We start from the raw sequence: 9492 nt of genomic DNA on the forward strand, positions 1-9492 counted from the left end.
AATTTCATTACGGCTGTACGTATTTTAATTCAGCCGTTCCCGCAGGACCGCCTTGCCTAGATAAGCGAATTACGGCTTTCAGCCCAGGTCAGCAGCGCATCCAGCGCCGGACACAACGCTTGGCCCCAAGGCGTCAAACGATAGTCTACCTTGGGCGGGACCTGCTTATAGTCGGTGCGTATCACAATCCCGTCGGCTTCCAGCTGGCGCAATTGCTGGGCCAGCATCTTTTGCGAAATATCGGGGATCAGTTTTTCCAGGTCGGAGTAGCGTTGCACCTGCCCGCCGAACAAATGGAAAAGGATAACCAGTTTCCAGCGGCCTTCCAGCAGGCGAAGCACCGATTCTACGCCGCTGGCGGCGGTCAGGGCGGTATAGGTTTTGTTGGTCATGGGCGCCTTTTTTAAACTTACTTTTTCGTGCGTACTTCCTAAAAAGAGAGCTTAAGGGGAAAATCCGGTAAAGGCAACCACCCGAACGGAGCAATCATGACAATCCTCTTACCTGAACCCATTGCCGGCTATTTCGCCGCGGACAATCAATTTACCCCCCAAAGCCTGGAACGTTTTTTTATGCCGGACGCCATCGTACATGATGAGGGCAAGAGCTATCGCGGCCTGGCGGCCATCACCGAATGGCGGCGTGCGGCCAAAGGAAAATATCAGTACACCGTCGAGCCGCTGCATTTCACGCAGCAGGACCAGGTAATCAGCCTGGTGGCCCGGGTAGCCGGTAATTTTCCCGGCAGCCCGGTTGAATTGACCTACACCTTCGGCCTCAGCGACGGGAAAATCGCCAATCTGGAGATTCGCCTATGATGGCTGAGACTGAATTTTCCGGCCGCCGCGTGCTGGTCACCGGCGGCACTAAAGGCATCGGCAAGGCCGTGGCCGCCCGCCTGCTTGCCGCGGGGGCCAGGGTGCTGATAACCGCGAGAAACCGGCCCGACCCAGTGCCGGAAGGCCAATGGTTCGTGGCGGCGGATATCGCTACTCCGGAAGGATGCGCCGCCATAGCGGACGCCGTAACGGCCACGCTGGGCGGTATCGATATTGCGGTCCATGTGGCGGGGGGATCGTCGTCCCCCGGCGGCGGTTTCGCCTCCCTTGGGGAGAAAGAGTGGGCGGCGGAACTCAATCTCAACCTGATGCCGGCGGTGCGCCTGGATCGCGCCTTGCTTCCCGCCATGCTGGCCCAAGGATCCGGCGTTATCATCCATGTCACCTCCATCCAGCGGCAACTGCCGCTGCCTGATTCCACCACCGCCTATGCCGCCGCCAAAGCTGCCCTTAGCACTTACAGTAAAAGCCTGTCGAAGGAGGTCGGCCCGCGGGGCGTTCGCGTGGTGCGGGTGTCGCCGGGCTGGGTGGAAACGGAGGCGGCCGCCGGCATGCTGCGGGGGATCGCCGGGCGGGAAGGCACGGATCTCGACGGCGCCCGCCGGATCCTGATGGATTCCCTGGGGGGTATCCCCCTGGGCCGCCCGGCCCGGCCCGACGAGGTAGCCGAACTGGTGGCCTTTCTGGCGTCCGGACGCGCTTCGGCGATTACCGGCACCGAATACGTCATCGACGGCGGCACCGTGCCGACGGCGTGATATTCCCCGTTTAAGCGGTATAGCCGCCGTCGATGGTGAGCAGCGAGCCGGTAATGAAGCCCGCTTGCGGACCGGCAAGATAGGCCACTAGACTGGCAACCTCCCAATCCTTGCCCATGCGCCCCAGCGCCATCATGGGGCGCAGCATGGCGCGTTGGCTCTCGATATCGTTAATATCGGTTTCGGTGGGACCGGGTTGTACCGCATTCACCGTGATGCCCCGCGGGCCGAGATCCCGCGCGAAGCCGCGCGTCATGGCGCTCACCGCACCCTTGGTCATGGAGTAAATGGAAGCGCCGGGAAAACCGGTGTAGTCGGCCACTACGCTTCCGGTGGTGATAATGCGGCCCCCCGTCGTCATATGCTTAATGGCGGCCTGTACGGCGACAAACACCGCCCGTACGTTGACGTCCACCATTCGGTCAAAATCCTCCAGGGTAAACTCATCCACCTTGCCGTGAATCAAAATACCGGCGTTGTTCACCAGGATATCCAAAACGCCGAACGCGCCGGCGGTTCGGGCTACTGCCCGCCGCACCGCCTCGGCATCCCCACTGTCCGCTTTGATTGCCAATACTTTGCCGCCAAGGGCCTCAACCTCGGCAACCAATGCCAGCGCCCGCTCCTCTGAAGCGGCAAAGGTGAACGCGACGGCGGCGCCGTCGGCGGCCAGTCGGCGGACTATTGCAGCGCCGATGCCGCGGGATCCCCCCGTGACCAGGGCGACTTTACCGAGCAAAATTTTCGTCATGGGGTGTTTCTCCGGTAGGTTCAAATAGTTTTTCTGTTCTAGATTAATCAGTCCAAAACAGGGTAAAAAAAGGATGCCCGTTATTTCAGACTCCGCAGCGCGGTGCGCGTGATGGAGCGCAGCGCTTCCGGGTCGGCCCCTCCGCGCGCCATGACCTTCAGGGCGATAAATGTCGCATTGAGGAATAGAGCCGCTTCCTGCGGTTGCACATCGGCGGCGATCTCCCCCTGAACGATGGCTTGTTTTATCGCGGATTCGAAAATGTGCTGCAAGGCAGCGCCGCTGGCGTCGCCAATGGCGGTAACTTCGCGGTCGCGCCGGCCGAATTCGCACAGGGCGTTTACCCCAAGGCAACCGCTTTCAGAGGAGGCATGGGCGCGCAGGGCAAAGCTCAGCAGGGCCGCCTCAATGCCGGCCAGGGGCGAACCGCCACCCCGCAGGGCCGCCGCGATAGTGCCTATGCTCTCGAAACAATAGCGTTGCAGCGCTTCCAGAAAAAGCCGACGTTTGTCGCCGAACGTATCGTACATGCTTTGACGGCTGATGCGCATTGCCTGCAACAGCGCCTCGGTGGAGGTGCCTTCATAGCCGTGCTCGGCAAAAACGCGGATTGCGCACGCCAGCGCTGTTTCGCGGTTAAATTCTTTAGGTCTCGCCATACTCAGCAGAGTAATGATAATAGATTACTCTGTCAATAATCAGATTGTGATGTGGGTTTGCCGGCTAAAGTATTGAGAGTCCGATGCCGATAGCTTAGGACAAGGCAGGTGATATCACCGGCACTTTCCAACGGGCAGGATGTTTTGCCGCCACGTTTATATCAATCATATTGGGGGCTTCAATGCAGGTTCCATCTTCCATAGCCGCCGCGCTGTTCAACATCGCCAATGCGGACGCGGCGAGCCAGCGGCAGGCGATGTCGTCCAACGGCGCCGAAGCGTCAAACACGGCGCTGCAGGCGGATGAATCATCCACCAACGTCGTGCTGAGCGCCCAGGGGCAAAACGCCCTCGCCGCCGAGCAGGCCGCCAAGGCAAGCGCCGCCAATGCGGCGTCGTTCGCCAAACTTGGCGGATTCGGGATAAAGGCCTCGACGACGTCCTTCGCCGATGTTTACCAGAGTCAGCTGTTGCAGGCGGTGGATCCCAACGGCAGCGGCACCGTAACCGAGGATTCCCTCGAGCAGCAGGTTACGGCCGGCGGCGGCACTAAGGCCGAAGCCGATACGTTGTATAAGGCCATGGACGAGGACGGCGACGGCAAGGTTTCAGACCAGGAATTCAAGGACAGCATCCCGAGCCCGTTCAATACCCCGGATTTCGGCAAGGAATTCATCGCGCAGCAGATGTCGGGCGGCGGCGATGCGGCGGCAACGCCCAGCCTTGATTCCAGCCTGATTCTCGCCAATCTGGCGATGCAGGAGTCCGGCAAGGCATGAATTGACGGCAATTTCCTCCGCCGTCTCACGAGCTGGAAAGCCTGCCGGCGTTATTCGCGAACTTTATTCACGAATGAAGCGAATGGAATGGCACTACCGGGACATTTGGGAAAGGCCAATACTGAATCCGTAAACCATACAGCAGACGGGGAGCACTTCCCCTCTCTTAACCTTAAGGATTCAAGCATGTCTAAACCACTTAGCAATAAACTCGCCCTGGTCACGGGTTCTTCCCGTGGTATCGGCGCCGCGGTGGCGGCCCGTCTGGCGGCCGACGGCGCATCGGTCATCATTACCTATGCCGCCGGCCGGGAACGCGCCGAGGCGGTGGTTAATGAAATCCGCGCCGCCGGCGGCGAAGCGGAAGCGGTTGGCGCCGATCTCGGCGACCCTAAGGGAATAGCTACCCTCATTGCCGCCGTCGATGGCGCTTTCAGCGGTAAATTCAACGGCCGTCTTGATATCCTGGTGAATAACGCCGGCACGGTGGAGTACGGCCCGTTTCTCGAAACGTCCGACCAAAGCTACGACAATCATTTCAATTTGAATGTCCGTGCGCCCATGGCCTTGGCCAAAGATGCCGGCAGGCGCATGGCGAAAACGGGCTGGGGACGCATCATCAACATCAGCTCGGCGTTTGGCGAAGCCGCGCCGCTGCCCGGCGTGACTCTCTATATCGCCACCAAGTTCGCCCTGTCCGGTTTTACCAAAGGTCTTTCCCGTGAGCTCGGTCCATTGGGCATTACGGTTAACGGCGTCCAGCCCGGTCCCATCGACACCGAGCTGAGTCCGAACCCCGGCACGCCAGAATATGACGCCATGGTCAAGCTCACAAGCGTCGGCCGTTTCGGCAAGGTGAAAGAGATAGCCGCCGCCGTCGCTTATCTGGCTCACCCGGACGCCTCTTATACCAACGGCGAAAATCTTACCGTCGATGGCGGCTGGAACGCCTAGGATGCCGTATCCTTTTCACGGAATTGTTCCACCAGAAAATCCACGAACAGCCGGGCACGGATCGGCAGTTGGCGGCCAAAGGGATGCAGCGCGTGGATAGGGGATACCAGCATGGGAAACACGGGCAGGACGTGGATCAACGTTCCGGCCGCGATGTCGTCGGCGACCGCGAACCGGGGGATTTGAATAATCCCCATCCCCGCGCTGGCAAAGGAGCCGTTTTGAACCGTGCGGACAAAGGCGACAAGTCCGGTGGTCTTTTCCATGATGGTGGTCATTCAGGAACTTTGCTCACTAATAAAGTCAATTATGAGCAATATACGGCCTTTTATTCCGCTATTCCATTATTTGACTTCAGATATCCGATGCCTGACCTCTGGTTTTGACCTTCTGTCCCAGAATAGGTACGCGCGCCGCGCCAAGGCTCGATTTGCCTCACGCTAAAGCCGGTGAATCCCCCCGCCCGATGTTCGACAGCGGGATATGGAGCACGTTATACTTGGCTGAAATCCCGATGCGTGGGACAAGCTGACCCATTTCTTCATTTTCCTGCCTGAACAACCGGTAAAAATAGGCCACCCTTACCATGTTGCTGATCATCGATAACTATGATTCCTTTACCTATAACCTGTACCAATATTTCTGCGAACTGGGCGCACATGTAGAGGTTAAACGCCACGATGAGGTGCAACTGGACGATATCGACCGTATGGCGCCTGAGAGGCTGGTGATTTCTCCCGGCCCCGGTACCCCTGACGAGTCAGGCATCTCCATGGCGGCCATTGCGCATTTTGCCGGCAAGATACCGGTTTTGGGGGTTTGCCTCGGCCACCAGGCCATAGCGCAGGTATTCGGCGCCCGCGTTGTGCGGGCAAAGCAGGTTATGCACGGTAAGACCTCACCTATCGTCCATGACGGCCGGGGGGTTTTCGCCGGGTTGCCCGCGGATTTGACCATGACCCGCTACCACTCGCTGGTGGTGGAGACCGCCGGTTTGCCGCCCTGCCTGGAGGTTTCCGCCTGGAGCCTGCAAGAAGGCGTTCACGATGAAATCATGGGCATCCGTCATCGTACCTTGCCCCTTGAAGGTGTACAGTTTCATCCTGAGAGCATTCTCAGCGAACAGGGACATCGGTTGCTGGCGAATTTCCTGGCGATGTAAGCCGATGGCCCGCCGCGAATGCTTCAACCGGCCCGGCGTCGGTAGCGGATATAATTTTTTGCCGTTGAACGGCGATAAAAGATTGCATTGAAGTGATTTTTTATTCATATTTTATGATTATAATTTCATTTATCTTTTGCGGCGGATAGAGTAAAAAGCTTATGAAAACACATGATGACGCGGTAACCAGGGAAACGTTTGATCAGGTCATTTTGCCAGTTTATGCACCTGCTCAGTTTATTCCCGTCAGAGGCAAAGGCAGCCGGGTATGGGACCAGGAAGGCAAGGAGTACATTGATTTCTCCGGCGGTATCGCCGTGACCGCCCTGGGCCATTGCCATCCGGCGCTGGTGGCGGCGCTGAAAAGCCAGGGTGAAACCCTGTGGCACACCAGTAATGTCTTTACCAATGAACCGGCGCTGCGGCTGGCGCGCAAACTTATCGATGCCACCTTTGCCGATAGGGTCTTCTTCGCCAATTCGGGAGGTGAAGCCAACGAAGCCGCCTTTAAGCTGGCCCGTCATTATGCCATCACCCGCCACAGCCCTTATAAAACCAAAATCATCGCGTTCCACAACGCCTTTCACGGCCGTACGCTCTTTACCGTCACGGTGGGCGGCCAACCCAAATATTCCGATGGTTTCGGACCGAAACCCGGTGATATCGTCCACGTGCCGTTCAACGATTTGGCGGCGGTAAAAGCGGTGATGGACGATCATACCTGCGCGGTGGTGGTTGAGCCGATACAGGGCGAGGGCGGGATCACGCCGGCCACGCCGGAATTCCTGCAGGGGCTTAGGGATCTGTGCGATCAATACCAGGCCCTGCTGGTGATGGACGAAGTGCAGTGCGGTATGGGCCGGACCGGTAAGTTATTCACTTATATGCATTATGGTGTCCTGCCGGATATTCTCACCACCGCCAAAGCGCTGGGAGGCGGTTTCCCCATCAGCGCCATGCTGACTACCGAGGAGATTTCGTCGGTGATGGCGGTGGGAACCCACGGCACCACCTATGGCGGCAATCCGCTGGCCTGCGCGGTGGCCGAGGCGGCGCTGGACGTCATTAACCAGCCGGCGGTGCTGGCGGGAATCAATGAACGGCATGACAGGTTTTTCAGCGCGCTGCAGAAGATTAACGACCGCTATCATGTGTTCGAAGAAATTCGGGGCATGGGCTTGCTGATTGGCGCCGCGCTGAAACCCGGCTATCACGGCCGGGCGCGGGAATTCCTTCATGCCAGCGCCGCCAACGGTCTGATGATCCTGAACGCCGGCCCGGACGTGGTGCGTTTCGCCCCGTCGCTGGTGGTGGAATTTGACGATATCGATCAGGGAATGGCCAGGTTTGAACAGGCGGTGGCCCAGGTTACCGCCGGCTGAGCTCACTGAGAAAGAGCCTGGCGCGGACGGTTCACTTATCAAACCGCCTTTCTCGACCGGGCACTTTGCCAACACGCTCAGCCGCCATTATCGGCGGCTATTGGGCATTTTCCCCCAATCGCCGCGATAGCCAGCGGCCGTGCTGCGGCCGCTGGCGCCAGGCAACCGACGAGATGGTATGCATGACTCCCAAATGGAACAGGATACGCCGCAGATGGCGTTCCATCGGGGTGCCCGGCTGCTCCGGCGTATCGCCGGCGGTGGCCAGTACCGGCTGTTCGCTGCTCGGACCATCGTATTCCAGCCGTTGCTGGCAGGTTTGCAGCGCCACCTCGCAGGCGGTCAGGTATTTTTCCGCCAGCATTGGCGTCAGCATGTAGTGATCCCGCGCCAGTATCGTCATGGCATTGATATGCTCAATAATAAACTGGCTATGGGTCACCCATAGGCGCATATCGATGAGGTAGCGGGAGTTGAAACCGGGCTCCTGCATGGCCTGGCTTAGCGAGGTGAACAGGGCGTTATGGGCCTGGTTGGCCCGCATACGGGCATAGGCCAGCGCCGCCGGCTCCGGATTCGCCTGTAATAACAGACGCAATGCGTCCTGATCCCTTTCCAGCGCCTGATGGGCGTTTTTGCGCAGCAGGCCGCTTTGCCACTGCGGCCACAGCCAGAGCGTACCGCCGAACGCCAGCATGCATCCGATCAGGGTATCCACCAGCCGCGGTACCAGAAAATGCGTACCGTTCAGGGACAAAAGCTGCAGGGTGTAAACGGCGGTTACGGTGAAGCCGGTCATCGCCAGGCCGTAATTTTTCCGCAAAACCAGATAAGCCGCCAGGGTCACCACCAGCATAAACAATAAAACCGTGCCGTCCCCCAGATGGAGCTGCAGGGTCGCGGCGGCGATAACCAGGCCGGCCAAGGTTCCCAGCGCCCGGTGCTGGATACGTACCCGGGTGGCGTTATAGCCGTTCTGGCTGACAAACATCACCGTCATCAGAATCCAGTAGGGTTTAGGCAGGTTGAACACCAGTCCCAGGCTGCTGCCGATGGCCAGCATAATGCCCAGCCGGGCGGCGTTGCGCAGCGCCATGGATTTGAGCGAACAGTAGCTGCGCAGCGCCTGCCAGAAAGAGAGCCGTTGCTGGTTATCCGCCATGATATCCCGCCGGTAGAGCGGACGTTGCGTCCTGAGCAGCCGGGCGATGCGGCTGAAGTGATAAAAACAAAATTGCCCCACCGGATTATCCGGATTTCGCTGGGCAATTTTTTCCACCGCCGACAGGGCTTCCGCCATGGTGAAACGGCCCGATAACCGATGATAAAGGATATCGTCCGCTACCACCCGCAGCCGGGCGGCAATCAATTGGGCATTATAGCGGATCACCGCTTCAGCGTGACTCTGCTCCACCAGCTTCTGCACTTCGTCCGGCTGATGCAAACTGACGGCGATATGCTCTTGCAGGTCCAGAGCCACCTGAAATGTCCGCAGCAGACGTTTGTACTGAAGCTGATGGTTGGCCGACAGCATATGCAGCTGCTGGTAAATTTGCGCAATCAGATCAATCACCCGCTGCTGCCGGGCAAACAGCGGCGGCAGGGCGGTTTCCGGGTCGGTATGCTGGGTCAGCAGGCTGTATTTCGCCTCGATATAATCCGCGAGCTCTCTATAGAGCAGGCTGAGGGTTTCCCGCATCGGCTGCTCTTTAAGCCATCGGAACCACAGGCCGGTAAACAGCCCGTACCAGGCGGTACCGGCGATATACAGCAGCGGCGGGATCCACACCGGGGCGTTGCCGGTCAGGCCGAGGGTAAAAATGGCGGCGATAAGGGAGGCGGGTAATAACCGCCCGTGCAACGGACTGATTTCACCGGTGACGCCCAGCACCAGCGCCAGGCCCACCATGATAAAGGGCAAGGGTACGTGTACAAAGAGCAGCCACTGGATCAGTACGCTGCTGACGGCGAACAGCGTACCGCCGATGGCCAGGCGTTTAAAAAAGCGTTTATGCAGGGTATCCAGGCCGGCGATGTTGCAACAGGCGGGCACCAGGGAGAACAGCAGGCCGTTCTGCAGGCTGCCGAACAATAGCCCTATCGCCACCGGCAGGCAAAGCACGATGGTTTGCCGCAAGGCATAGTTGACTTCGGGGTGATAGATCAGTCGACGCCACATGCTGCCAACAAGCAGGCGTGGCACAGAGT

Annotated in this window: 11 protein-coding genes; 6 read left to right on the plus strand and 5 right to left on the minus strand. The window is 58.9% G+C overall.

The features are described 5' to 3' along the window. Window positions 1–56: 56 nt before the first annotated feature. Window positions 57–392 (minus strand): winged helix-turn-helix transcriptional regulator, encoded by a 336-nt coding sequence (locus tag ACL2XJ_RS10320; RefSeq protein WP_413726449.1) that lies wholly within the window; start codon window positions 390–392, stop codon window positions 57–59. 96 nt (window positions 393–488) lie between these two features. Here ACL2XJ_RS10320 and ACL2XJ_RS10325 point away from each other — a divergent pair, with 96 nt between their 5' ends. Next, window positions 489–818 (plus strand): nuclear transport factor 2 family protein, encoded by a 330-nt coding sequence (locus ACL2XJ_RS10325; protein WP_413726450.1) that lies wholly within the window; start codon window positions 489–491, stop codon window positions 816–818. Then, window positions 815–1597 (plus strand): SDR family oxidoreductase, encoded by a 783-nt coding sequence (locus ACL2XJ_RS10330; protein ID WP_203522966.1) that lies wholly within the window; start codon window positions 815–817, stop codon window positions 1595–1597. Before ACL2XJ_RS10325 ends, ACL2XJ_RS10330 begins: the two co-directional genes overlap by 4 nt. Window positions 1598–1607: 10 nt before the next feature. On the opposite strand, the gene ACL2XJ_RS10335 is transcribed toward ACL2XJ_RS10330, so the two are convergent. Both ACL2XJ_RS10335 and ACL2XJ_RS10340 read right to left on the minus strand, forming a co-directional pair. Then, window positions 1608–2348 (minus strand): 3-oxoacyl-ACP reductase family protein, encoded by a 741-nt coding sequence (locus ACL2XJ_RS10335; protein WP_413726451.1) that lies wholly within the window; start codon window positions 2346–2348, stop codon window positions 1608–1610. A gap of 80 nt (window positions 2349–2428) precedes the next feature. Further along, window positions 2429–3007 (minus strand): TetR/AcrR family transcriptional regulator, encoded by a 579-nt coding sequence (locus tag ACL2XJ_RS10340; RefSeq protein ID WP_203522965.1) that lies wholly within the window; start codon window positions 3005–3007, stop codon window positions 2429–2431. A 182-nt stretch (window positions 3008–3189) separates the two neighbouring features. Between ACL2XJ_RS10340 and ACL2XJ_RS10345 the strand changes: the two genes are divergently transcribed. Next, entirely contained in the window at window positions 3190–3786 is a 597-nt protein-coding gene (locus ACL2XJ_RS10345; protein ID WP_132923695.1) for an EF-hand domain-containing protein, read from the plus strand. Window positions 3787–3972: 186 nt separating this feature from the next. Next, on the plus strand, window positions 3973–4740 hold the full coding sequence (locus tag ACL2XJ_RS10350) for an SDR family NAD(P)-dependent oxidoreductase (protein WP_413726452.1): 768 nt from the start codon (window positions 3973–3975) through the stop codon (window positions 4738–4740). On the opposite strand, the gene ACL2XJ_RS10355 is transcribed toward ACL2XJ_RS10350, so the two are convergent. Beyond that, the gene (locus ACL2XJ_RS10355; protein ID WP_413726453.1) at window positions 4737–5018 is read right to left on the minus strand and encodes a LysR substrate-binding domain-containing protein; all 282 of its coding nucleotides are present in this window, start codon (window positions 5016–5018) and stop codon (window positions 4737–4739) included. The two genes, ACL2XJ_RS10350 and ACL2XJ_RS10355, sit on opposite strands and share 4 nt — an antisense overlap. 308 nt (window positions 5019–5326) lie before the next feature. Between ACL2XJ_RS10355 and ACL2XJ_RS10360 the strand changes: the two genes are divergently transcribed. Both ACL2XJ_RS10360 and argD read left to right on the plus strand, forming a co-directional pair. After that, window positions 5327–5902 (plus strand): aminodeoxychorismate synthase component II, encoded by a 576-nt coding sequence (locus ACL2XJ_RS10360; protein ID WP_203522961.1) that lies wholly within the window; start codon window positions 5327–5329, stop codon window positions 5900–5902. Between the two features lie 161 nt (window positions 5903–6063). Further along, window positions 6064–7284, plus strand: coding sequence for a bifunctional acetylornithine/succinyldiaminopimelate transaminase (gene argD / locus ACL2XJ_RS10365; RefSeq protein ID WP_132923692.1), 1221 nt, complete (start codon window positions 6064–6066; stop codon window positions 7282–7284). Between the two features lie 97 nt (window positions 7285–7381). Here the strand turns inward: argD and ACL2XJ_RS10370 are convergent, their stop codons facing one another. After that, entirely contained in the window at window positions 7382–9463 is a 2082-nt protein-coding gene (locus tag ACL2XJ_RS10370) for a YccS/YhfK family putative transporter (RefSeq protein WP_132927898.1), read from the minus strand. Window positions 9464–9492: the final 29 nt, after the last annotated feature.

The organism is Sodalis sp. RH16 (genome assembly GCF_047324245.1).
Taxonomy (GTDB): Bacteria; Pseudomonadota; Gammaproteobacteria; order Enterobacterales; family Enterobacteriaceae; genus Acerihabitans; species Acerihabitans ligni.